This window comes from Algoriphagus sp. Y33 (assembly GCF_014838715.1).
In the GTDB taxonomy this organism is placed as follows: domain Bacteria; phylum Bacteroidota; class Bacteroidia; order Cytophagales; family Cyclobacteriaceae; genus Algoriphagus.
Window position 1 is genome coordinate 2,366,149 of record NZ_CP061947.1, and the last position, 24,186, is coordinate 2,390,334.

A 24,186-nucleotide genomic window follows, 5' to 3' on the forward strand; every position below is an offset into this window, starting at 1 on the left:
TCTGCTGTCATAGCTACAACACCACAAAAAACGACAGTATGGGAAAATATAGCCAACTCCGAAAAATCACCCAAATTTTTGGCGAATACGGAATAGTATTGACAGGAGCAAGAAAACACGATCACTTCATCTTCGACCTGAGAATGGATAAAATCTTCCTGAATGGATTGATTTTCGAACTGGAATACGCCCTTAATAAGGAGCTGGAAGATCATAAAGTTTTCCAGATCGATGCTCCTTCCCAATTGATCGCTTTGCTGCTCGATTGATCCTTTACTAAAAAAATTCATGCCATTGGTCTTCTGACCAATCGATAAGACTGGCATAAATAGGAAAAAGCGGGAAATAAATCCAGCTTCCGGAGAAGCAGGGTAACGCTCACCAACAAGGGAGTGATCGAGGAGCTCTTTAATTCTGTGTCAATCAGCACCCTTTTCAGCGAGAATCTGCGGGAAGTATGCGCTCGGGGACTATTTGGAAGAGATTGCTTCGTTCCTCGCAATGACGTTATAATAGATTGCCTGCTCTTCCCGAGGCAGGCTGTCCCTCGCAATGACGCGCGCAAAAGTATTTCCAATAAATAAGTACTACTGATCTGTGTCCTCTCCGAAAACCTTGCTTGGTGAGCATCTCGAACTACCGCTTTCTCTGCGGTTAAAATACACTTTCAAAAAATCACCATTTCAAATGAAATCGAGCATGACCCAAGAGTCACACACTGGGATGATTATCTGCCATGCGAGATTCTATAGCCTGCCCCGACCCATCGGGGTGACCATTAAAAATCAATTATAAACACATGAAAACATTAGAATTAAAAACCACTCTATTTTCATTCCTTCTCTTGGGAATAATCTCAGTTTCTTACGCTCAGGAAAAAAGCCCTGCCCATTTGGGTTTATTTTACCCTGTTTCTACACATGGAACGACAGCGGCTGATTATACGAATGACTTCAGTCTTCATTTACTTACAGGACTGTCCGGTGGAGAAACAGGTGCCGCCATCTATGGTTTGGCAGGTATAGTCAGGGGTGATCTTCAAGGTGCTCAGATTTCCGGTCTCTGGAACAATGTGTCAGGAAAAGTATCCGGAGTCCAAGTGGCAGGTATTCTTAACCAAAGTGCTGACGCGACTGAATCCGCCCAAATAGCAGGAGTAGGCAATATCAATTTGGGAAATTCAGCTTTTCAGGCTTCGGGCATATTCAATACAGCAAAAAACGTAAACGGAAGTCAAATCGCAGGTATCTCAAATCTAGCTGACAGTGTAGACGGTTTCCAAGTTGCCGGAATTGCCAATATCTCTAAATCTGTAAATGGACTCCAAGTAGCAGGTGTCGCAAACATTTCACCGGAAATAGACGGAGTACAAGTAGCGGGAATTTCGTCATTAGCCAAAAAAGTGGACGGATTGCAAATCTCGGGGATCTCAAACGTAGCTGATCAGGTGGAAGGAATTCAGATCTCAGGACTTGTAAATCGGGCCAAAATTGTCAAAGGCATGCAAATCGGTCTGATCAATATCGCCAATAGTAGCGATCTAACCATCGGTTTGATAAATATCGTAAAAAATGGCGACAAAAGACTGGGACTTTCCATAGACGAGAACCTCAATTCCTTTCTTACTTTTCGGTCGGGCGGCAAACGTCTGTATGGAATTTTCGGCATAGGAACCAACTTTGAAGCAGCAGATTTTCCGTATGGATTTGAGGGAGGTTTGGGCTGGAATCTACTGGAAAACAATAACTTTCGACTGGATGTGGAAGGTGTAAGCAAATACCTGACGGATTTTGAAGACAAGGAATTCTCCAAGTTCAGTTTCCAATTGCTCCCTGCACTGAAGATTTCCGAGCGTATATATCTCTTCGCCGGACCTAGCCTTTCCTATAGCCACTCAGAGGATTTGGATAAAGTCAAGAACTCCGGGCTGATGATTTGGGATGAGATAGGTCGAAATAAATACCAATCAATTCTTCTGGGATTCACTGCGGGTTTGAATGTGAGGTTTTGAGAAGCTGGAAGACCGAAGACGGGAGACGGCAAATTCCAGCCTCTTAAGCTATACCAAAGTGTTGATTAGGTGTTTAATTTACCGATTTTATATCTTCGGTCTTCGGTCTTCCCACTTTTTACTAATATTCCATATTTTTAACAAAAGCACTAAGGGTAAGACCGGCTCAGCTTGTCATATCACTGAAGCATCCCAAAATCGCAGGTGACAGAAGAACTACTACAACCGTCAAATACCCTTACGCTCGTCGATGAACAGGCATTTGAAACCGTGTTCAAAACTTACTTTAAGCCCTTGCATGCCTATGCCTCTGCTATACTGAAAGAGTCCGAACCTGCCGAGGAAATCGTCCAGAGTGTATTTCTTAAACTTTGGGAAAAGCGGGAATCTCTTGAAATAAACAGCTCCATAAAAGCTTATCTCTACCGGTCTGTGTATCATGACAGTCTGAACTACATCAATCATCAGAAAGTGAAAAGAAAGCATTGGGAACATACGCATTACGAAATGACTCAGGGAAAACCTGATCAAGTCGGCGAGCAGATCAGAGGCCAAGAAAATGAGCTGCATGAACGGTTTCAATTGGCACTGGAAAAGCTGCCGGAGAAATGCCGAATGGTTTTTAATCTCAGCAGATTTGAGGAATTGAAATATCAGGAAATAGCCGATCGGCTTGGGATTTCGCTCAAAACGGTGGAAGCACATATGGGCAAAGCACTGAAAACACTCCGGGTAGAACTGGCTGAGTTTCTTCCTTTGCTTTTACTTTTTCTGATAAATCTATGGAAACCATGAACGAAGAACAATTAATCAAATATTTGCTTCAGGAAAGCGATGTAGAGGAATCCAAAGCTGTGCAGGAATGGATCGAAAGTGATCCCGTGAATAAAAAGCAATTTGAAGAAGTAAAGTGGGTGTGGAACTCCGGCAAACTCTTGCTGGAAAAAAGTGACGTGGATGAGAATGAAGCCTGGGGAAAATTCATCAAACTAAGAGATAAAAAAACAGGCAGTACACCCAAGCAAAATCAACGCTTTTTACATAGCAATCTGTTCAGATACGCTGCTGCCATCACCTTGCTTTTAGTATCGGCTTGGGTATATTCTATTTTTCTTCCCCAGTCTGGAAGAGCTTACTTCAGTACTATTGAACTTCAGTCAGAAAATCTTCCTGTTGAGATTCCTCTGCTGGATGGCACTAGAGTTACTCTGAATAAAAATACCAGCTTGCACTACTCACAGAAGCTTTTTGCCAAAGAAAGAAAAGTGAGCATGAAGGGTGGAGAAGCATTTTTTGATGTGAAGAGAAATGAGCAAAAGCCTTTTGTAATACAAGCTGAGAAAGTTCAAATTACTGTACTGGGAACTAGTTTTCATGTCAAAAATACAGGAAACACCACTGAAGTAATTGTCATCACTGGCTCTGTACAAGTCGAAATCAATGGTAATAAAGAATTACTTATTCCGGAAGAAAAGCTTTCGGTGAATCAACAAACAGGGGATATGGAAAAAAGTAGTCCTGAAAACTCCCTTTACAATTACTATGTAAGCAAGAAATTTCAGGCGGATAGGATTCCATTACAAGATTTGGTAGCCATATTGAATGAGGCCTATGACACTGACATTGTGATCACAAAAGAAGAACTCAAAAACTTGCCTATTACCACTACCTTAGAGTATGGCTCACTCAGTAAGAATCTGGATGTGATCAGGGAAACCCTGAATTTGAAAATTTCCCAGCGCGATCAAACCATCCTCATCGAGTAGTAATTCACATTCTTAAAAATAAAAGGGCTATGGTTGAAAAAATCATAGTCCTTACTTTATTAAATTCACTCAGTTTCCGGTTTTTACTATTTCAATCCAAATGCTGCGCACCAAAGCACTTTTTCGGGGTTCTCTCCTACTCTTCCTATTTTTGATCAATTCTATCGACGGATTTTCCCAGATGATGTTGGATAAAAAAGTTGAGATTCAACAAACTGAGACACTCAGTCTGCGTCAAATACTGGACACACTTTCCTCCCGGAATAATTTTTACTTTTCTTATGAAAGTACTCTTTCCCCCCTGGACAATGACATAAAAACAGAAGAGTTTTCAGGTACAATCGGTGAGTTCCTTATGCAAGAGCTGGGTGATGTGTACGAATTCAAGGAATTGCCCGGCTATATCATCATACGTTATGCACCTGAGAAACTTGATCTGGACGCCGAAATGGATACCAGATTCAAAACGGTAACTGTCAAAGGCTACATCAAAAATGCCCGTACAAATGAAGGAGTAAGTCAAGCAAGTATCTATGATAAAAATACCTTAGCTTCCACCCTAACCAATGAAAAGGGTTATTTCAAACTGAAATACAAAAAATTGGATTCGTCAATTTGGCTCACGCTAAGCAAGGAAAATTATAGAGATACTACCTTTTTCCTTTTGCCCACTGTAAGCATAGTTTCCGAAAAAGAAAACCGGCTGTTCCGTTACTTGCCCGGCGACAGTACTACCCGGGAATTGGAAGATAGTTTCTTGGGAAGGACGTTTATTGGTTTCAGACAGCGGCTTCAGGGTATGAATGTGGGAAGTTTCTTTGCGGAAAGCCCATTTCAAATGTCCCTCACCCCAGGGCTAAGCTCTAAGGGAATGTTCAATAGCCAGACGATAAGCAATTTTTCCTTGAATTTAATCGGTGGATATACTGCTGGAATTGAGGGATTTGAAGCTGCCGGAATTTTCAATATCAATAAAAGAGATGTCAAATCTGTACAGTTTGCAGGAATATTTAACATGGTCGGTGGAAGCTCCAAAGGTCTTCAAGTGGGCGGGATTTATAATTCAGTGTACAAAAATGTAAATGGATTACAAGTCGGTGGAGTATACAATCATATACAAGGGAGTGCAACAGGACTTCAAATAGGAGGAATTGTCAATAGGGTGAACAACGATGCCGATATACAGATAGCCGGCATAGTAAACCATGCAAAGAAGTCAAACCACTTTCAGCTAGCAGGTATTGCCAATCATACCTCCAAATCGTCCGGATTCCAATGGGCAGGAATTTCCAACTTAGCGGGTGATACAGTAAATCACCAACTATCCGGAATCATCAACCAGGCTAAAAAAGTCAATGGCTTTCAAGTTGCATTGATCAATATTGCCCAAGAAAATGATTACGCTATTGGATTGCTAAACTTTATTCGAAATGGAGAAATAAATCTTTCGGCAGGGATTGATGAATCAAGCTTCACACATCTGACTTTACGCTCAGGAGGAAGAAAAATATATGGTATTCTGGGAATTGCCTATAGTCTCCAAGCTATTGATACACCAATTGGGCTGGAGGCTGGATTGGGGATACACTTGCTTCCTAGCAACAAATTTTCTTTAGATACTGAATGTGTAAGTCTTACTGTCAGTGATTTCAGGGAAGTAACAAACCAAATCCAATCTTTCCGTCTTTTTCCCGGTTACCGGTTTGGCGACCATCTAAGGATTTTCGCAGGACCAAGCCTTAATTTTGCTGTATTGGATCCGGGACAGAATGACATCACAGGTGGCTTGAATATTTACGAAAGAACTACTTCTACAGGCATCTACCGTAGTTTTGGAGGAGTGACCGGTGGATTACAAGTTATTTTCTAGGCATTCTATGAAAGTGAATAGCTTCTGGTTCAAGAGACTTCAGTCTTGGATCTATATCAATGCAGTCTTCAGACTGCACTACCAAAACATTGATTAAGGTGAACTTCCACTAGGGTAATGAGAGTATATAGCAGATCCGGATTCCGGAGAAGCAGGATAGCATAGGGCAAAAAATAAGTGTAGAAAAACACTAAACTGTGGCCTCCAAGCAAACCTCCGTGTTCCCTGTGGTTAAACTAAAAAAACCCGGCCTGAGCCGGGTTTGGGGTGATGTGAACAACTTTTCACATATTCCTTATTTGGATGTTGCCACTGGAGACAACACCCGACACGGTATAAGGAGAACCGTTATCGATCTTCAATGACCCGGAAGAAGTGCTTCCCCCTACGCTTAGATTTCCACTGGATGATTTCAAATCAAAGTTGAAATCATTCAAGTCGGAGTCTGTCTTTATATCAAAATTCCCTGATGCTCCTTCAAATCGTGTATTAACTCCCAAGTAAGAAGCATCTACTTTATAATTTCCTGAGGAAATTCTCAATCTACCAATCTCTTGAACTTTATTCAACGATCCGTTTCCGGAATTCAAGGAACTAGTTACTTTTCCATTTATCTGCCTGAAATCAAAGTTTCCACTCGATCCGACAGCAGTTATATCTCCTTCCACATACGAGAAAGTTGCGATACCGGAAGAAACCTCCAACTCCACATCACCTACTAAATGTGACGCAGTGACCTTACCCGAACTTAGTTCCAAATCAATATGTGGAGCACTTATATGAGACAACTCCAGATTACCGGATCCGCCTTCAAATTGAAACTCCTGTGAAGAAACATTGTTTATGTAACTATTTCCTGATCCTGTTTCCACGTCTATATTCATCAATTTGGGACCTGAAAGATTAAGGTAACCCCGATTATTGCCCTTGCCAATACCGCGTCTTTCCACTTCGATTATCAGCTTATTCCGATCCACTCTATACTCAATAAAGTAATTTCCCCCTCTGCTCGACTCCAACGTTCCTAGAAGATGCACAGATTGGGAATTTTCATTTCCCTGATAAGTCACATCAAGAAATGAGGATTCGATCTGGATGGAGGTAATCCCGGGGAATTCCTCATTAATAGACTGAACCAACTCAAGATCAGAGTCGCAAGATGTCAAAGAAGCTATACCTAACCAAAACGTAGATAAAGAAAGTAAGCGAAATTTAATTTGTTTCAATTTCATAAACAGATAGTTTTAAAGAATAAACTGTTGATTTATAATACTAACTAGTCTGCTTGCATACAAATGTACGCTGATTTTAATGAACCTGTTTCCCTAGTAAGGATTACTTGATCTAGATCAATATGAATTGCATTATAACTCAGGATTTCTCTATTTTAGATCAATTGGGAAATATTTTCAACTCATCTTTAGCAGATAAAGCATAGACAGTTTACTTTGTATTTACCCTTAGTTAAAAATTAAAAAAATGATCGCAAACACCCCGAGGCCTCCCTACTATGCTGTGATTTTTTCCAATATAAGAACCGAAATCGAAGAAGGTTATGTCGAAACTGCATTGGAAATGATACGATTGGCGGAAACTCAGGATGGTTACCTTGGACATGAAAGTGTAAGAGAGAATCTGGGAATCACCGTAAGTTATTGGAAAAATACTGACGCAATCCGCAACTGGAAGCAACAAACTGACCATCTTCTTGCGCAAAGAATGGGTAGGGAAAAATGGTATGCTGCTTACAAAACTAGAATATGCCTCGTAGAACGGGATTATGAATTTGGGATTTCGGACAGCTGAATTCTGCTATCTGAAATCTCAAATCCCATGTAAAAAACCAGAACCTACAAAATCAAAAATAGCACCGGGTTGAAACCCGGTGCTATCTAAAATCATCCGTTGTAACTGATACATCAATTAAGTACCTGTCATTCCAATGCCCAACTTTCAAAAGGCATAACCAAACCCAATTCCCGCAAATATCGGCCAGAACCCATTGCTGTTGAAAATGGGATTTAAATTCACTTTCCACATAAAACCGCCGTTTGTAGGGATTCTTCTATAGCCAAAATTCAAAACACCCATTACAGAAGGTGATTCGTCAATATCAAGAATGAAGCTTGTGCCGGATCGAGAACTTGAATTGCAGATGTAATTACCGTTATGGTCATAATAACAGTTATCATAGTAATAATCATCATTATTAAAAGCCACGAAAGTTGCCCCCAAACCCATTTCAAAGAAATGATTCCCCTTACCATAGAGTTTGTTTACCATCACCGGAACAGAATAGAAAGACTCTCCGTCAATAGCATAACCTCCAAAACCGACTCTCATTCCCCAAGAATCACGTTTTGACTTGTCAAAACGAAAATCATAATTAAAACTATAGGGAAGTCCTGCTCCTCCCAGCTCAATAAAAACAGCTTGCGTTGCCGGTTTAGTTTCAGTTTCCTGAGCCGTTACTAACTGACTGCTTAGTAGCAAAAGAAATCCAAGTAGTACTCGCTTCATACAATTTAGTTTAAGATTATTTAATAGCAAATAACACATTTCAATTTAATTAGATGGTTAGATTTGATTAAATTTTAATGTTCAAGATAGACTCAATGCCTCGTAAATAGATTAAAATAATTCTTATGTACTCAATTTTAAAAATCAAACGAGTAAAAATGACAGCGGGTATTGTTGCTGCCTATTTGTCGATGATGATTTTTGTAGCATGCGTGGACGACACTGAAGTTAATCCTTTCGGAGAATGTGGAGGACCAAGTAAGGTAAATGCGATAGACATTAGCCTTTTTTATGAGCCATATGAAGACAATAAATATGCCTCAGAATCAGACACCGTAAACTTAGAGGATTTTAGAATATTTTTAAAAATTGCTTCAGAGACCATCTCTCAATCCTCATTTACAGGCAGTTTCCCCGGCACAGCCTTCGCACTTTCTTGTGCACCGAATTTGGATTTTCAAAACATCGCAAGCATATCAATGACTCTGCTTGCACCCTATGGGGACAAAGAAGCCGGTACGGATATTTCTAGTCTCGTGACCACCCATGATGAAATAAAGCTATCTGACTTACGGGACTTCACCGGATCTATGGGTCAATACAGGCTTTCAATTGCTGTTCAGCCGGAAAACGAATCCCAATTGAAAACCAAAACCATTTTAAATCTTAAAGATGGTTCGCAGAAGGTTTATGAATCAACTTCACCTGTACTTTTAACAAACTGATTGTATGCTAAGAAAAATATTACTGGGCATTTTTGCCGCAGCCATGGTACTTGCCATCGTCTATATGCTCGGACCTAAAGTAAAGAATCAGGAAATTACAATTGAATTTCCTGAAGTTCCTACCCGCCTAGCTGAATTGAGGAGTTATGTGGCTCAAAGAGAGGATACCGTGCAGGGACTGAAGCCTGGAAATGAAGCCTATATCGTATGGGCAGATAGCTTGAACAAACGCAAGACTCCCTACTCTATTGTTTATATTCATGGGTTTGGTGCAAGCCCCATGGAAGGAGACCCTGTTCATAGGTTCCTTGCCTCCCACTTCGGTGCCAACCTCTTTGTGACCCGGCTCCCTGATCATGGCATCAAAAGAGACAATGGTCTGGAGTATATGAGCCCGCAGGCATTGGCCAATGCTGCAGGCGAAGCATATCAAATCGGAAAAAGTCTGGGAGATGAGGTAATTGTAGTCGGCACATCTATGGGAGGTGCACTGACTTTGCTTTTGGCTAGCCAGCAACCTGACATCAAGGCAGTGATCGTCTATTCCCCGGCAATTAGGGATTATGGGGAAAAACTCTCTGCATTCTTCAACCCTTGGGCAGAAAAAATCATGGAGATGACTATGATGGAAAAGAAAATGATCCATCAGACGCGGGAAGGCGAAAAAGCCATGTATTGGTCGGAGGACTACCATATCAATGCATATGAAAGTCTTGCAGTAATTATGTACAGCAATATGAATGAAAATACATTCAAAAAAATAAAACAACCCCTATTCTTGGGATACTATTACAAAGACAATGAAGCTCAGGATTTGGTGGTCTCGGTACCTAAGATGAAGGAAATGTTTGAAGAAATCTCTACCCCCGAAGCACTAAAGCGGGAGAAGGCATTTCCAAATTCCGGTGATCATGTGATCGGAAGTTCTATTACCTCCGGAGACTGGGAAGGAGTACTTTTCAGTACAATTGATTTCTTAGAAAATGTAGTAAAAGTCCCTGCGAAACCTGAATTTCAAGAAAAAGTGGACGACCTGATCCAAGTGCAGGAAACCATTGAATAAGAAGTACTACAAGCAAAAGACCCAAGTAGGGCCTGCTGAAAAACGCCGGTAATAGATCAAAAGCTATCATTTTGAATGATTAACCCATTTGTCATGCTCACGGTTTTTCAGCAGGTGCAAGCTTAGGGATGAGAATAGGTCTTTATCCATGCATCAGAAAATCTCAAATTCCGAACTTTCAAGCTAGCCTCAGCCATACCGTCTTCTACGTTGCCCACATTAGAAGTATAAGCATCATCTTCACTCGGACGGATGCCAGACTTGCCTGCCGGCAGGCAAGTCTGGCATACCTGAGAATTTTTCAGCAGGAGTTAAATATGATTTTATATTGGATTACCCAGTCTTATTAACTTTATTTTTCACTCAAACTTCGCCCTAAATGGCTCAGCAGGTAATTCAAGATTGTTTACCAAATTAACCTCAGGGTTATCAGCCCACGCATAGCGGATTTCTCCGGCTTCAATTCCTGAAGGAAGCAAGATCTTCACTTTTTCTTTCCCTATTATAGAAGCGGAAATTTGTTGAAAGCTTCCATTTTCGCTTGCCACGATAAACCCCTTCACTTCACTCCCCTCTTTAAGTTTCAATCCTTCTCCTACGGATTTAAAACTAATTATCAACTCATTTCCCTGTTTAGAAAGTGAATCAAACCGTGGTCCAGAGGCTAAAATCTTTTCTCCAAATGCCACATTCCGAGCCAGTAACCAAAGCCTTTCTCCTACATCTTTTTTGTTTTTGGGGTGAATATCATCTGCTTCCCCTATGTCGATAATTGTCGCCATTCCTGTCTTCGGAAGCTCCAAAGTCTGCCTCTGGGCTTCTCTCAAAAATGCCCAATCACTTTCAGGTTGTACTTCTTTTCGTTCCATAAAATTAGCCAGCTGTACATACAGAAATGGGAAGTCACCCAAGCCCCAGTCAGTCCTCCAATTGGTAATCATGGTAGAGAAAAGAGTTTTATATTCTTCATGACGTCCCGCATTGCTTTCTCCTTGATACCAAATGGCACCTTTGATCGTATACTTGGTGATCGGAACAATCATGGCATTGTACATCATTCCGGGCATCCAATTATACCATTCTACAACAGGCAGATGAGGCTCTACCACAGAATTAGAATAAGCCCATGCTCCCTCCAAAGATATTTTCTTACCAACCTGAAGCAGGTACATTTCACCCGGTTTCCCAATACTTGGCCGGTTATTCCAAGTGTTGATAGCTCTAACAGTCAATACATTTGTTCCTTTTATCAGCATTTCTGACGGTATTTCTATCTCAGGAACCGTGGTTCCCCAATCTTTGTAATGAAGTAATTTTCCATTCAAATACACGTAGGCCATTTGTTCAATGTCTGTTAAATGAAGTCTTGCATTATCTATAGCAGCAAGGGTGAATTTCTTCCGCACCCAGGCAATATGCTGTAAAGGATTTCCTTGCGGCAAATTGACTCTTCTCCAATTGGAGTCATCGTAAGAAATAGCCGCTACCTGCGAAGCCAGAAGAGAATCAGGTTTGATTACCATAGAATCGCGCATATGCCTGTTCGATTCATTTTCTTTCAATTTAGCGTCCCAGCTTTCATTGTTTTCTATGATATCTGTAGCCTGGCCCTTAAACGAACCTTCCATTTGAGCCAAAATCTCAGCATCCATCCAGCCTTCTACAGGTGTTCCTCCCCAGTTAGACTCGATGATTCCCACCGGCACTTTTTTTTCCTGATTATTTCGCTTTGCAAAAAACCAAGCTACTGCCGAAAAATCCTTCATATTCACCGAATCAGCTACTTTCCAATCACCTCCTACCACATCTTCCAACTTGACTGCGCTATAGGAAGTTGGAATCTTAAAGAACCTTATCTCAGGATTTCCACCTTCCATAAATTCCTGTTCGGCACCGATAACCTGCGATTTCAATTTCCACTCCATATTGGACTGACCTCCAGCCACCCAAACATCCCCTATATAGACATCCTTGATTTTTTGATTATTTACCTCCAGTATATAGGGTCCTCCAGCCGGTAGTTTTGGCATTTTCAAAATCCATGAGCTATCAGCATCAACAGTTCCGCTGGTAACGGCACCTGCCAGACTTACCCGCACATTTTCCCCCGGAATGCCTTTCCCCCATAAGGAGATGGCTCTCTCACGCTGCAAGACCATTCCCTCTCCAAAAAGCTTGGGCATAGTAACAGCCGAATCAAACTTTGAGAACTCACAGGAAAACAAAATAAAGAGTGCAAATACTTTCCAGGTGCTTTTCATAGGTATGGTTAATTCTTATGGGAAATTGCCTAGTAAATCTAAACGTAGCATCAATATAAGCAATGATGTCGATAGATTGATTTATCCCAAATAAGCGGACAAGCACAACCGAAACTCGATGTATCCTTAGAGCGCGAGGATTTATGAAAACTACACTGAAGTTGTTCTTTAAGGGAAGAAAAAGAGATAAATCAAATATGATTATACGGTGCTTTGCCAGTATGGGAATAAAACCAATAGAGATTTGGTAAATTCCAGCGTTGTCGCCGCTTCAGTCTTCCAACTCCATATGCAAAGAAAATAGGGCTAGTGGCAGGATTCCTTATAACCGTAAAACCCAAAACTTATCCCTTCAAATAACCTCTTGGTAAAATTCCATTACAACTTAATTTCTAATAGCCTCCACAGCATTAACTAAATAAGCAAAAGGAGCATTCCAATTAATCGCAATTTCATTGGATGCAAAGCTGCAGGTTTCGTCAATGTATGATTCATCTGCAAAGGAGCTGGCATACGTACATCCATCCTGCTGTCCGGGATTGGGACCTCCCACGATAAATCCGGGCAGCGGAGGCAAATCAGTCCTTGACTCGGCCAATCTATGATGGGGATGCTTGGGCGTTTTGCTCCCAAAACCGGTAACGTAAGAATAGCCAGTGGCATTTCTTCCGAGGATATAATCCAGATTATCCAATGCTCCTTCCAAGAAAACCTGCTCATTACTCTGCGTATAAGCATACAACAATAGTATTCCCTGATTGGAAGCCATAGCATTTGATCCCCAAATGAAATTCCTGACATTCGTAGTCATAGGACTTCGGAAAGCTGCTGAGCCAGCACCTTCGATTTGCGCCCTAGCAGCAGATAATAAGTTTATTTTTAAAGTTGCCATCCATTCTTGAGGCAATAAGCTGATACTGTCTTGATGTCTTAGCAAGGAATAATAGCCCAGCCAGGATACTTGGTTCCAAGACGGAAGTTTGAAACTTTGATCTGCTTCTACCAATTCTTCCCAATAAGTCAAGTTATGTGTAGTGACAAAAAGTTCGGATGCTGCCCAAACCCGTTCATCTTCGGCACCGGAATCTCCATATGCACCGGTCACAACATCCGGATCAAACTGTTTATTCATCTCATTTTGCTTATACAACATATCAGGATTGTTTTTAGCCCAGTTCCAAGCTTTTTCCGCTGCTTTCAAATAAGTGACGGATTCCTCCGGAAAATAGGCTTTGTACACGCGCGATGCCTGAGCCATCACAGCAGCAAAATCCAATGTAGCCGTGGTGCTTTTGGCTACTACATATCTCTGTGAAACTGCTAAGTGCGGCTCCACCATTCCTTCAAATTTTGCAGTGGTGAGTTTGTGGTATACTCCCCCGTCCTTCGGATCCTGCATTGTGATCATCCAATCCAGATTCCAACGGATTTCATCAAGCAAATCAGGAATTTGATCTCCTGATTCAGGAATATTCAACTCAAGCTCTTGGAAATAGCTTGAGTAATCTTCATAAAGGGAAAGAAGGGTTCCGACTGTGATTCCCGAATTGACTATGTATTTATTATAATCCCCGGCATCGTACCATCCTCTTGGCGAAGAAATTAAGTCGCCTGCTTTTCTTGTGGGAGAAACTGCCGAAGGATGGACCATTACTTGATCATCCGGATGTCCAAGGGGTCTAGCCCAAATACCGGCGTGAGTTTTGTCCAACGCCACACCAGCCCTCTGGTAATAAAAAGCTTTAATACCGGCCTTTCCCAATTCTTGATTGACGTGTGAATCGATCCGAAATGGATAAGATTTGCCTACTCCTGCCAACACAAAAACATAATTCCCGGTTTGGCTCAATTGAGTGAAATTCGCAATTCTTGAATCATATCCAGAAAGTGTTTTTGTAACCTCTTTGGCTATTTTCCCTTCGTAGACGATATCACCCTTTTCTTCATCCCAGATCACAAAATCTTCAACTCCATCATTACCTAAGACTACTGCAATTTTTTGTTGATCAGGATAAAATCCGATCTGATTGAGACGAATTGATTCATCAATAGGTAAGTATAAATCTATCGTCGGAGATTTACATCCCAATTGGAACAAAAGCAAACTTAGGAATAGCACATGCTTACTTTTCATTTTTTAATAAGTTCAATTAGTTACAAGTAATCACTTTAATTAATATACATACTGGAACACTCCGGCATTCGGAATTCCTATCCAGATTAAATTCTCATTCCCTACCACACTACTCACATTGGATGTCAGCATAAGGCCTGTTTTGTTAGGTTCCGAAAGCTCCCAAGCTCCCTGATCATTTTTATACAGAAGCCAGCCCGGGTTTGAGTCGACTCTTCCTACTTTTAGTCTAGCATTCTCTTGATTTCCCAAGAGAAGCAGATCAAAACCTTTGGAAGATTTCAGAGATGATATCGCCTGTATCGGTGAAGACTGCACCAAACCAGGTAATTTTACTTCTTCAAATACCCTGTTTTTCAAAGTGTACATTTTCGTTTCTAATGTCTGAGCTTTTAGCACTTCGGATTTCATTAATTCTTCCTCGCTTAATATATCCCGAATGCCGGCTTTGGAAAATGCTTCATGAGTAGTAAAAAGAACTTTTTTCTTATACATCTGGGTCGCAAGCTCGTCTCTGGAAAAGAAAGGAAACTCCTGGCCCATAATCTGGAAAGTCATCAGCGGATCGATAGATCCATTACTGTCGAAGTCTCCAAAATAAATTTGCACCGGAGTGTTTGCATCTGTCTGTAGTCTGGAGTTCAATCCCCAATTACCTGCAATAAGCTCAGGATATCCGTCCTTGTCCAAGTCCTTGATGAGAATGGATGACCATATCCCTGACTTTCCATTTGGCAAAAATTCCTTCGAACGATCCATTACTTTCCCCTCCTTAAAATTGATTATCCGGATTCGGTCAAATTCAGACGCTATAATCAATTCTTCGATTCCATCCTGATCCAAATCAATGCTCTGGGAGGCTTTCACCCTGGAAATATTTTCAAGTTGAATAGCCGAAAAAGTGCCATTGCCTGAGCTAATCAATAGTGTACTTTGATGCGATTCAGGCCATCTCCCCGGTGTATACCCCGACCCAACAAACAGATCATCCAACCCATCCCCATTTGCATCCCAAACAGTGACATTTTCTGAAGAATGAGACCCAAAACCCATCTCAGACACGGTAAAATTTCCTTTCCCGTCATTGATCAATAATAAATCCCGCTGTCTGGGATCATCTTCCACCATATCAAAATATCCACCTTTGGCGATGTAAAGATCTAAGTCGGAATCTCCGTCTATATCAAAAGAAGCAATTGATGTGATCGTCGGGGAATCCGAATTATATATTTGATAGGAATCCTCTTTATTGGGGATTCCTGATTGGGAAACGGAATAGACTCTGTTTCCATCAGCAATGATCAGCTCGACTTCCCCATCACCAGTTAGATCAGCTTGGATCATTGACACTTTCTGTTGAGACAGGCTATACAGCAATTGGCTTTGACGTTTGAAATCATTCGGCAGTGGTACAACAGTCTTGATTGGATATGTTCCAATTAGTGTGAAATCGGTTAAACTCCAATTGTCATACACTATTTCAAGTTCTGCTTCAGCTTCCCCGATCTCTAGTATTTGATTAATTCCAGGATTCATGATTCTGCTGATTTTCCTGTTTTTCCAGCGCACTTCAACAGAATCCGCTTTTCCTTCTCCCAAGCCGAAATGGAGAAGGGAACTCACATTGCCCTGATAGCCTTTATAGATCTGCTGTTCTTGGTAGTTGAGTTGGCCATTTTGATAGACACTCACGCTGGCTCCTACACCATCTCCGTTCCCCTGAAGTCCTTTTAGCCTAATTTGCAGGTAATTTGATTTTTCTGAGTCAGAAGTCTTGTTTTCGAAAATTTGAGCAGGTTCATTGAGGTTATTGATCACCAAATCCAGATCACCATCCTGATCCAAATCCACATAAACAGCTCCATTGGAATTCCCCGGAGTATTCAGTCCCCAGTTTTCGGATTGGTTTTCAAACTGGATTCCATTGACGTTTTTGAATGCGTAATTGCCAATTTTGGTCGCCGGCATTTTCTCTATCAATTCTTTGATTCCTGCAGCAGACACTTTGGAGTTTTGAAGGTATTCGTTTCTATAATTGATGAAATCCAGATTTGTAAAATCCTTCAAAAAACCATTGCTGACAAATAGATCCGTAAAGCCGTCGTTGTCAAAATCAGCAAACAAAGGTGACCAACTCCAATCTGTAGCACTGACTCCCGCCAACTGCCCAATCTCCGAAAAAGTCCCATCCCCGTTATTCAGCTGCAGCATATTTCGCATCAGCTGATGATGAAGCCCAGCTTTAAGAAAAAGACTGTAGTGTTCATAATTCTCAGGGGTAAACAACAATTTCTGCCGGGCATTATCCTCAGGCAACATGTCCAGACTGATGATATCCAATTTTCCATCCCTGTTGATATCAGCAGCATCCACCCCCATAGTGTATAGACTTGTATGGCCAAACGCTCCATTTGCCTTATTGACAAACGTACCATCGCGCTGATTGATGTAGAGGTAGTCAGGTGCAGAGTAATCATTCCCCAGATAAATATCAGGATAACCATCCCTGTTAAAATCAGCAATGGAAGCTCCCAAGCCATAGCTCAAACCTGTTTCGGACAAACCTGATTCTTTGGTGGCATTTCTAAAAACCCCATTTTCATTTTTGTAAATCTTGGTGCTGCTCATCGAGTCTGCTGTGTTTAGCATAACTTCGAATGCATTTATATTTAGGTTATTGAAAAGTCTGGGATTATGATTGAGTAAGAGCATATCCAAATCCCCATCGAGATCAAGATCTGCAAAATACACCGATGTACTATATCCCGGATCATCCAATCCATATTCCGCGGCCATTTCCTTGAAAAACGGAATACCGTCTTTGTCCAGCCCCTGATTGATGAATAATTGATTTCTCCGCCGCTCGTCCGGGAGATCACCGGAGTAGCACACATAAATATCTTTGAGACCATCGCCGTTGATGTCCACAATGGCTGTGCCGGTGGCCCAGGAATTTTCTTTGCCGGCAGTTCCGGTAGCAAGGGTAATATCTCTAAATTTCAGTTTTCCCTGATTTAAAAAAAGCTTGTTTTGACCTTGGTTGGACGTGAAGTAAAGATCTTCCCAGCCGTCATTGTTCAGATCACCTACAGCCACCCCTCCTCCATTGTAGAAATATTGGTAAGTAAGAATATTGGCTAAATCTGTTTCTTGGATCTTATTGGTAAAAGTGAGATGGGTAGAGTCTGAACCTACTTCCTCAAAAAGTGTAGATGTACTTTCTTTCCTATTTTCCTGACAGGCAGAAAATAGAAAGTAAACTCCCAGTGTAATGACTAGGATTGATTTTGATGATTTTCCATTTTTAAGTATAAGTTGGGAGTTCAAGCTCAATGGGTTGATTGATTGAAGAAAAGCAGTGATAAATTTAAGTTTTAAGTAATGTATTGTTGCACTATTACATTTACTCTACCTGAGTTTTTAGATGGTAGTCCGCCTACTTATTAAATCTTAGAATTGGCTTGGATGAAATGGCATTCAATTCTTTTTCATTGCAGTAACAACTCTAAAACATGTGCTCTCCGCGAAACACTCTGTGCAGACTGCGGCTTCATCCTATTAGAAAAAACTCCGAGGCAAAACGCTCTGCCCCGGAGATTGAATTAATAAACCTCTTATGCTATACTATTTAATTTATTGCTCTCACTACCCGTATGTTATCCACGCCTAGTACAGCCTGAATATCATTGGATGTAGGATTCATTACTACCAATCTGAGTTGCTTTGTATTAGCCCCCGTATCATCATAAGTACCTTCCAAGAAATCTGCATATGTACCTAAACGAGTGGAACCATTCGTAAGCCTTGTCATATTGGTTGACAAAGTATACCAGCTACCATCCGTAGTTTTGATAAAATCACTCAGGGGGATGTTATAGCTTAATTCATTCCCATTGGCATCAGGAAACCAGATTTGCATTTCAAGCCCTTCAATGGATGACGAAGTATTAACAGCCACTTCAAACCGGATATCAAAATTGGCAGCAGGCGTACTTGGCTCATAGCCTGTCCCCTCAGGGAAAATCTGTAAACCTCCCCAATTAACCAAGTTGATTACTTTGTCGTTGTTCCATCCATTGCTGGCAGGGAAAGGCTGGTTCATACCTGCGAAACTTCCTTCTAGGCTGGAAATACCCGGCTGAGAGGGCTGAATCATATCACCTGATATACCCCATCCCCAATCCCAAGGCCATGAAAGTGCACCATTGGTATCAAAATCAGCGATCATGCCTTTTTCACTATAGATCTGCGTGTTTCTGTTGACAGAAGAACCTCCGGATTTGGTCACCACTCTGATAGACTGGCCTTCAGAGAAATCAAGGTTATCCGGTACTTTCACTGTCAATGAAGATCCCGCTGCATTGGTCACAAATCCTGATGTGACATACACATCTTCACCTGGGAAATAAACTGTATCTACGAAGTAGAAATATCTACCAAATAGCGTTAAGTCATCGCCAGATCTTACATACTGATTTTTCACTTGAGTAATTTGAGGAGCCGGAGGAAGCGTCTGAAACTCTATAGTAGCCTCCCCTGCTTTGTTTACTAATCTCAGTGTATTTGGCACGTTCGGGTCAGTAGCTACAGTAGGGACCGAATCTCCTACGGTCACAATCACTGAGGTATTGGTCACATAGGCAGTATTTACACCAAGGGGATAGTCATTTAGATATACTTGTTGGGTACCTAATAGATTATTTCCAATGATGGCCAATGTACTTCCCAAAGTAGCAGAGATGAACGCACTGTCTGCTGAAGTAGGATCCGTGTTGCGCACCCGCTCGATGGTAGGCGGGCCTACATTTATTTCGTCTTCATCCTTACATGCTCCGAGGAAAATCACCATCAATAGCGCAGACGCTACAAGGAGTGAGTGTGAGGATCTAATATTAGTTATGATTTTCATATGTTTTGCATTTCTATAGAAGTCCACAATCAATTTTCTGCTGAGAAATCATATGGAACCGCCGGCTTCCTCAAGTTGGGAGCTCTCGACAATTCCGCAGAAGGAATCGGAATCTTAAAGTTGGATTCGTTCACTGTAAAGAACCTAGGAGAAGTATCATCCGCAGGGATCTCTATTTCCCACATGGTAGGATTTGGAATCTGATCTGCGTAGATTCTGAAAGTACCTCTATCCTGTTTGGATAGAATGTCAAATGCTTTTGCAGGATCATAGTAGTGTAGCTTAGTGAACTCATACCAAGCCTGACCTTCCATAGCAAATTCTTTGATTCTTTCTTCGAACACATCCTGCCAAGTCACTGAAGTCAGTGCATTCACACCTGCTCTTGACCTTACTAAATTTACATAGGTCAATGCTTCAGTAGGATTCTTGTCCAAAACCGCCTCTGCATAGGTCAGGTAAACATCGGCCAAACGAAGAATATATGTATTGATCTCGGTTCCCTGTTGAACAACTTTCCCATCGTTGTCTTCAGGCCTTCCTACCACATACTTCTTCACCCAAGCCCGGCTATTATACTCCCTGCTTCCATCTATACTTCTTGCAGGAACTCTAAGCTGCTGAGCAGATCCGCCCGGAGGAACCTGGGTAATATAGGAATAGTGATCACCGGGAAACATAAAGCTTCCTTTCCTTCTCTTGTCAAATACAAGGTCATCGTAGAGATCCAGCATCCACTTGGAAGCTCCTATATCTCCGCCCCATCCATCACCGAAACCCGTAATTTCTGAACCGAAAGCTAGGAATGCCTGTACGGAGTTTTGAGCTCCCCAAGCACCGGCTTGTCCCGCGTTATACACCCACTGCAGCGCAGCCAGTGTTTCTTTATTATTATTATTGGCAGTCTTAAATAGATCTTCGTATTCCTCCATCAATTCTGCGCCACTGTTATCAATTACTCTTTTGGCAAAGTATGCTGCTGAATCCAAGTCACTTTGATTTCTACTTCCGGTCACACCTGCTTTGGTCAGGTACATTTTGGCAAGCATGCCTTCTGCAGACCACTTGGTCAAGCGACCGTTCATCACTGCACTCTCAGGGAGATTATCCACTGCATAGCGAAAATCCTTTATGATAAACTGCCATACAGATTCTTCCGTGTTTCTCGCAATGGTTGTATCCTGAAGCAGTGCTGTATTGTTGGTAATAATCGGAATCGGACCCCAGTTCTGTACCAGATATGAATAAGCCAAACCACGCATGAATCTCCCTTCAGCGATTCCGTGATTTCTGATTCGATCTGTCACATTTTCACCTGCAAATTCATTGATGTTGTTGATCAGGGAATTAGACTGGGCTACCACGTTGTAGAAAGCTCTCCAGGCGGCACCGTTTTCGGCAGTTTCACCTGTGGTATTGAACCGTACATTTTCCAACTGATAAGATCCGGAAGTAAGTGTACCACCTCTGGCATCGCCTATCCCATGGCTGGCTTTGTCATTGTAAGCAAACCATACGATGTTATATAACGGGGCTGAAGCAGCCAAAATCTGATCATCAGTCTTGTAGAAATTTGCATCTACAATTGCATCTAATGGAGGTCTATCCAAGAAATCTTCAGAACAGCCCACCATTCCTCCTAGTAGCAAAGTAGCTCCAAGGACTAATTTTTGGAATTTTGTGTTTGTTTTCATGTGTTTATGATTTTTGGATTAGAAGTCTACACCTAAACTGAATGTGTACATTCTAGTCTGTGGATATCTACCATAATCAACACCAATCAGTTGATTGTTGGCAGACACATTGTTACCGATTGAGGCACCTACTTCAGGGTCATACCCTTTATACTTAGTAAAAGTGAAGGCATTTTGTACGCCGAAAGCTAGTTTCAGACCTCTTACCACATTTTGTCTCCCCAGCAATTCATTAGGAACTACGTAAGAAAGATTGATATTCTTAACTCTCACATAAGAACCATCCTCTACAAACTTGTCAGATATTCTTGTTCCGTTTCCATTAAGATCAGTAGCTGTGATTCTAGGAACATCAGTACCTGCATTTACAATAAATGGATTTCCTGATCCATCCATATCAATTCTAGCATAGTCATAAGTTTCCAAAAGCATGTTTCTACCCAGGTTCACGTTGTTTGGATTGATATTTAGGAATCTGTTGTAATTATAGATGTCTACACCAAGAGCTCCTGTAAATAAGATATCAAGAGCAAAACCTTTGTAAGAGAATTGCTGAGTCATACCAAAAGTGAATTTCGGCCAAGGATTTCCAATGAAAGTCTGATCACGCTCATCAATCACCCCATCACCATTCAGATCCTTGTATTTAATATCACCCACATAGATGCCGTTTTCACGATCCACCTGGATAGGATTTCCTGAATTGTCCACCGGTCTCGCACTAGACTCCACTTCCTCTATTGATTGGAATAAGCCATCAGCCTGATAGCCATAGAACAACCAAGGAGCAAAACCTGGCTGAGCTCTTGCAGTGAAGTTATTTAACCACCATGCAGTACGATCTATAAAAGCAGTCTCAGAGAAGAATTTGGTAACTTCCGTTCTGAAACCTGAGAAGTTATAATTGGAGCTCCAAGAAAACCCGCTGGCTCTGTTATCGATATTGATGGTATTAATGGTAATTCCATAACCTCTGTTTTCCAATGCACCGATATTCACTGTAGGAGTACCGATGCTTCCTTCTGCAGACGTCCCCATATACCATGGCAGCGGATTAGGCAGGAGCAAATTGTCCGTTTTCTTCAAATAGAAGTCACCTTCAATTTGAAGCCTGTTGTTCAGCATATTCAAATTAAAACCAAGGTTTATCGTGGATGTCTCTTCCCACTTCAGATTTGGATTGCCAAATCTGGAGACCAAGAAACCACCTCCCCAAGGAGTAGGAATACTTGGCGAGCTAAGTGGTGCATAGATCGCCATTGCATCGCCCTGATTACCGGTAAGACCTGTTTCAAAACGGATCTTTAACTCATCCATCCATCTTACATCCTGTAAGAAGTTTTCTTCAGAAACTCTCCATGCCGCAGAAAGAGAAGGGAAATATCCCCATCTATTCTCAGGACCGAAGTTTGCGGAACCATCAGCTCTAAATGCACCCAATAAGATGTATTTTTCGTTGAACGTATAATTTGCTCTAGCAAAGTAAGACTCCATCGCCCATTGGTTTGCCCCACCGCTATTGGTAGCACCTTGAGCAGATCCCAATCCTATTTGCTGAAGGTCATTAGAAGGAAAATTAACCCTTCCTGCATTTAAAAATTCGTATTGGCTCTCCTGTGCTTCATGGCTTACCATTACATCCAATGCATGCTTACCCCAAACTTCACTGTAGGTAAACATCTGATTCCAGTTCCAATAGAAGCTGTTACTGGATTCTTGGGTCAGTGTATTTGTGTCATTTGTCACTACACCCAGTGTATAGGTAGGGGTAAAGAAGTGTCCGTTGCTGTAGTTGATATTGGTATTCACCATAGAACGGAATTTCAGACCTTTGACAATGTCTACTTCAACATTGAAGCCGCCCTGCAACCCTCTTCTTTTATAGGTTCTTTCCAACAGATTCGCCAACGCAATCGGGTTAGCAGGAGTGAATTGCAAACTTGATCCATTGATGGGGTCAGCTCCACCCCAAGATCCATCGGGATTCGTTACCGGTACATTTGGTGCCATTTGAATGGCGTTGTTGATCACGTCAGAACTACCTGTAGCCAGTTCTTCATCAGTGTGAAACACTTGCAGGTTCAAGCCCAATTTCAACCATTTCCTAGTCTGGTTATCTATATTTGTTCTTACAGAATAACGATCAAATGAAGAACCTATGGCTACACCTTCCTGATTGAAATATTCACCTGAGATATAGAATTTAGTCTTTTCATCTCCGCCTGTAAGCGTGATATTGTGTTTGTTCAAAGGAGCTGTTTTGAAAAGGGCATCTTGCCAGTTGGTCCCTTCACCCAAAAGCGATGGATCCAAAAAAGCAGCCGGCGGATCAATACCTGTAATTTCTCCGATTTCATTGGTCATTGTCGCATATTGTCCCAATGACATTACATCTAAATTCTCAGGCTTGTCCTGAAGCGTATACAGGTAATTATATGTGATTTTGGTTTCACCTGCTTTACCACGCTTAGTGGTAATCATGATCACACCATTGGTGCCTCTAGAACCATAAATCGCAGTAGCAGAAGGCCCTTGCAATACTTCCATAGACTCAATATCACTAGGATTAAGTCCGGCAAGCGGGTTTGTAGAAGAAGTATTTCCAAAAGATACGGCTGCAGGCTGTACCTGAACACCGTCGATTACATAAAGTGGCTGATTAGTTCCGCCAATAGAATTGACACCCCGGATATTCACTGAGATCCCTCCCCCGGGAGCACCTGTATTTTGCGTCACATATACACCCGCGGCACGACCCTGTAGAGCCTGCTCTACCGTAGTATTGACAGTACGCTCTATATCTTCAGATGTCACAGATACCTGTGCACTGGACATATCACGTTTTTTCATAGTACCATAACCTACCACTACAACCTCGTCCAAAGAAGCCATATCTTCTTCTAGGGAAATGTTGATCGTGGACTGGTTACCTACCACGACTTCTTGGGATTTGTAGCCGATAAAGCTAAAAACCAAGACGGATTGAGAAGAAGGAGCTGTAATAGAATAAGTTCCATCTACGTCAGTTGCTACACCAGTGGTGGTTCCTTTCACCAGCACTGTTACTCCGGGAAGGGAAAGTCCATCGCCTGCAGAATTCACGGTTCCTGTGACCGTGACCTGAGCCTGAACTACACCTACCAGAAGCATAAGCCAAATCGGTAATAGTTTTTTCATCATGAGGGGTTTAATTGTAAGAAATTGTTATATAGGTTTTGAGCAGGAAAAGGTTT

The 24,186-nt window shown here is 41.6% G+C and carries 16 protein-coding genes; 8 read left to right on the top strand and 8 right to left on the bottom strand.

All coding sequences use genetic code 11. The features are described from left to right. The first annotated feature begins 38 nt into the window (after nucleotides 1–38). The 5 genes from ID165_RS09655 to ID165_RS09675 all read left to right on the top strand — a co-directional run bounded on the left by ID165_RS09655 (nucleotide 39) and on the right by ID165_RS09675 (nucleotide 5,647). Complete coding sequence (locus ID165_RS09655) at nucleotides 39–269, top strand: acyl carrier protein (RefSeq protein ID WP_192350131.1); 231 nt, start codon at nucleotides 39–41, stop codon at nucleotides 267–269. 530 nt (nucleotides 270–799) lie between these two features. Then, entirely contained in the window at nucleotides 800–2,011 is a 1,212-nt protein-coding gene (locus ID165_RS09660; protein WP_192350132.1) for a hypothetical protein, read from the top strand. 204 nt (nucleotides 2,012–2,215) lie between these two features. Next, on the top strand, nucleotides 2,216–2,806 hold the full coding sequence (locus ID165_RS09665; protein WP_192350133.1) for an RNA polymerase sigma-70 factor: 591 nt from the start codon (nucleotides 2,216–2,218) through the stop codon (nucleotides 2,804–2,806). Further along, entirely contained in the window at nucleotides 2,803–3,777 is a 975-nt protein-coding gene (locus ID165_RS09670; protein ID WP_192350134.1) for a FecR family protein, read from the top strand. Before ID165_RS09665 ends, ID165_RS09670 begins: the two co-directional genes overlap by 4 nt. Nucleotides 3,778–3,877: 100 nt before the next feature. Then, nucleotides 3,878–5,647, top strand: coding sequence for a hypothetical protein (locus tag ID165_RS09675; protein ID WP_192350135.1), 1,770 nt, complete (start codon nucleotides 3,878–3,880; stop codon nucleotides 5,645–5,647). Between the two features lie 284 nt (nucleotides 5,648–5,931). Here the strand turns inward: ID165_RS09675 and ID165_RS09680 are convergent, their stop codons facing one another. Further along, a complete protein-coding gene (locus ID165_RS09680) occupies nucleotides 5,932–6,879 on the bottom strand; it encodes a DUF4097 family beta strand repeat-containing protein (RefSeq protein WP_192350136.1) in 948 nt (315 codons plus the stop codon). Nucleotides 6,880–7,126: 247 nt separating this feature from the next. Here ID165_RS09680 and ID165_RS09685 point away from each other — a divergent pair, with 247 nt between their 5' ends. Continuing rightward, nucleotides 7,127–7,453, top strand: a complete 327-nt coding sequence (locus tag ID165_RS09685; protein WP_192350137.1) for an antibiotic biosynthesis monooxygenase — start codon at nucleotides 7,127–7,129, stop codon at nucleotides 7,451–7,453. Nucleotides 7,454–7,600: 147 nt separating this feature from the next. On the opposite strand, the gene ID165_RS09690 is transcribed toward ID165_RS09685, so the two are convergent. Beyond that, the gene (locus ID165_RS09690) at nucleotides 7,601–8,167 is read right to left on the bottom strand and encodes a hypothetical protein (protein WP_192350138.1); all 567 of its coding nucleotides are present in this window, start codon (nucleotides 8,165–8,167) and stop codon (nucleotides 7,601–7,603) included. Nucleotides 8,168–8,292: 125 nt separating this feature from the next. Here ID165_RS09690 and ID165_RS09695 point away from each other — a divergent pair, with 125 nt between their 5' ends. Beyond that, nucleotides 8,293–8,892 carry a hypothetical protein gene (locus ID165_RS09695; protein WP_192350139.1) on the top strand — a complete coding sequence of 200 codons (600 nt, stop codon included), beginning with the start codon at nucleotides 8,293–8,295 and terminating at the stop codon, nucleotides 8,890–8,892. Between the two features lie 4 nt (nucleotides 8,893–8,896). Further along, a complete protein-coding gene (locus tag ID165_RS09700; protein WP_192350140.1) occupies nucleotides 8,897–9,955 on the top strand; it encodes a carboxylesterase in 1,059 nt (352 codons plus the stop codon). Between the two features lie 359 nt (nucleotides 9,956–10,314). Here ID165_RS09700 and ID165_RS09705 read toward each other — a convergent pair whose 3' ends face one another. From ID165_RS09705 to ID165_RS09730, 6 genes are all read right to left on the bottom strand, one after another. Then, on the bottom strand, nucleotides 10,315–12,216 hold the full coding sequence (locus ID165_RS09705; RefSeq protein WP_192350141.1) for a sialate O-acetylesterase: 1,902 nt from the start codon (nucleotides 12,214–12,216) through the stop codon (nucleotides 10,315–10,317). 385 nt (nucleotides 12,217–12,601) lie between these two features. Then, a complete protein-coding gene (locus tag ID165_RS09710; RefSeq protein ID WP_192350142.1) occupies nucleotides 12,602–14,350 on the bottom strand; it encodes a glycoside hydrolase family 9 protein in 1,749 nt (582 codons plus the stop codon). A 39-nt stretch (nucleotides 14,351–14,389) separates the two neighbouring features. Next, a complete protein-coding gene (locus ID165_RS09715; protein ID WP_192350143.1) occupies nucleotides 14,390–17,677 on the bottom strand; it encodes a VCBS repeat-containing protein in 3,288 nt (1,095 codons plus the stop codon). Nucleotides 17,678–17,978: 301 nt separating this feature from the next. Continuing rightward, the gene (locus ID165_RS09720; RefSeq protein WP_192350144.1) at nucleotides 17,979–19,259 is read right to left on the bottom strand and encodes a glycan-binding surface protein; all 1,281 of its coding nucleotides are present in this window, start codon (nucleotides 19,257–19,259) and stop codon (nucleotides 17,979–17,981) included. Between the two features lie 29 nt (nucleotides 19,260–19,288). Continuing rightward, nucleotides 19,289–20,953 carry a RagB/SusD family nutrient uptake outer membrane protein gene (locus ID165_RS09725; protein WP_192350145.1) on the bottom strand — a complete coding sequence of 555 codons (1,665 nt, stop codon included), beginning with the start codon at nucleotides 20,951–20,953 and terminating at the stop codon, nucleotides 19,289–19,291. An 18-nt stretch (nucleotides 20,954–20,971) separates the two neighbouring features. Next, nucleotides 20,972–24,130, bottom strand: coding sequence for a TonB-dependent receptor (locus tag ID165_RS09730; protein WP_225587058.1), 3,159 nt, complete (start codon nucleotides 24,128–24,130; stop codon nucleotides 20,972–20,974). Nucleotides 24,131–24,186 lie beyond the last annotated feature (56 nt).

Coding starts and splice junctions, on each gene's coding strand:
- ID165_RS09725 (WP_192350145.1), bottom strand. CDS start 20,953: ATGAAAACAAACACAAAATTCCAAAAATTAGTCCTTGGAGCTACTTTG.
- ID165_RS09690 (WP_192350138.1), bottom strand. CDS start 8,167: ATGAAGCGAGTACTACTTGGATTTCTTTTGCTACTAAGCAGTCAGTTA.
- ID165_RS09710 (WP_192350142.1), bottom strand. CDS start 14,350: ATGAAAAGTAAGCATGTGCTATTCCTAAGTTTGCTTTTGTTCCAATTG.
- ID165_RS09660 (WP_192350132.1), top strand. CDS start 800: ATGAAAACATTAGAATTAAAAACCACTCTATTTTCATTCCTTCTCTTG.
- ID165_RS09720 (WP_192350144.1), bottom strand. CDS start 19,259: ATGAAAATCATAACTAATATTAGATCCTCACACTCACTCCTTGTAGCG.
- ID165_RS09705 (WP_192350141.1), bottom strand. CDS start 12,216: ATGAAAAGCACCTGGAAAGTATTTGCACTCTTTATTTTGTTTTCCTGT.
- ID165_RS09730 (WP_225587058.1), bottom strand. CDS start 24,130: ATGAAAAAACTATTACCGATTTGGCTTATGCTTCTGGTAGGTGTAGTT.
- ID165_RS09655 (WP_192350131.1), top strand. CDS start 39: ATGGGAAAATATAGCCAACTCCGAAAAATCACCCAAATTTTTGGCGAA.
- ID165_RS09670 (WP_192350134.1), top strand. CDS start 2,803: ATGAACGAAGAACAATTAATCAAATATTTGCTTCAGGAAAGCGATGTA.
- ID165_RS09675 (WP_192350135.1), top strand. CDS start 3,878: ATGCTGCGCACCAAAGCACTTTTTCGGGGTTCTCTCCTACTCTTCCTA.
- ID165_RS09685 (WP_192350137.1), top strand. CDS start 7,127: ATGATCGCAAACACCCCGAGGCCTCCCTACTATGCTGTGATTTTTTCC.
- ID165_RS09695 (WP_192350139.1), top strand. CDS start 8,293: ATGTACTCAATTTTAAAAATCAAACGAGTAAAAATGACAGCGGGTATT.
- ID165_RS09700 (WP_192350140.1), top strand. CDS start 8,897: ATGCTAAGAAAAATATTACTGGGCATTTTTGCCGCAGCCATGGTACTT.
- ID165_RS09680 (WP_192350136.1), bottom strand. CDS start 6,879: ATGAAATTGAAACAAATTAAATTTCGCTTACTTTCTTTATCTACGTTT.